Origin of the sequence: uncultured Helicobacter sp., from assembly GCF_910577135.1 — a bacterium.
GTDB classification, from domain to species: Bacteria; Campylobacterota; Campylobacteria; order Campylobacterales; family Helicobacteraceae; genus Helicobacter_C; species Helicobacter_C mastomyrinus.
The window spans coordinates 1-830 of record NZ_CAJTLL010000041.1 but is presented as its reverse complement, the minus strand read 5'-3'; the positions used below and the strand labels follow the sequence as shown (position 1 = coordinate 830).

Here is an 830-nt window from a genome sequence, read left to right as displayed (position 1 = left end):
ATAATCGGGAGTCAGACTGTGGGTGATAAGGTCCATGGTCAAAAGGGAAAGAGCCCAGACCGCCAGCTAAGGCCCCCAAGTGTCCGTTAAGTGGAAAAGGATGTGGAGATGCACAGACAACTAGGAGGTTGGCTTAGAAGCAGCCATCCTTTAAAGAGTGCGTCATAGCTCACTAGTCGAGTGACTCTGCGCCGAAAATGTACCGGGGCTAAACGGACCGCCGAAGCTGCGGATTGACACGAAGTGTCAGTGGTAGGAGAGCGTTCTAACAGCGGAGAAGCAGTACCGGAAGGAGCTGTGGAGCGGTTAGAAGTGAGAATGCCGGTGTGAGTAGCGAAAGATAGGTGAGAATCCTATCCATCGAAAGCCTAAGGTTTCCAGGGGAAGGCTCGTCCGCCCTGGGTAAGTCGGGACCTAAGGTGAGGCCGAAAGGCGTAGCCGATGGACAACAGGTAGAGATTCCTGTACCACCGGAGGTCGTTTTAAGCGAAGTGGGGACACAGAAGGATAAGCAGAGCACGCCGTTGGTAGAGCGTGTCCAAGCGTCAAGGGAGTAAATACAGGCAAATCCGTATTTATGATAATTCTGAGGCGTGAAGGGGAGGGAAAAGAGTACCGAAGCTGCTGATTTCACGCTGTCAAGAAAAGCCGCTAGCAAGACTGTAGGTGCCCGTACCGCAAACCGACACAGGTAGATGAGGAGAGAATCCTAAGGCGAGCGAGAGAACTATTGTTAAGGAACTCGGCAAAATGACCCCGTAACTTCGGGAGAAGGGGTGCCTGCTTCGGCAGGCCGCAGTGAAAAGGCCCAGGCGACTGTTTATCAAAAA

General features: G+C 52.8%; 1 rRNA gene. It reads left to right on the top strand.

Annotated elements, in window-relative coordinates:
• A 23S ribosomal RNA gene (locus QZ289_RS10400) occupies positions 1 to 830 on the top strand; the annotation flags it as partial.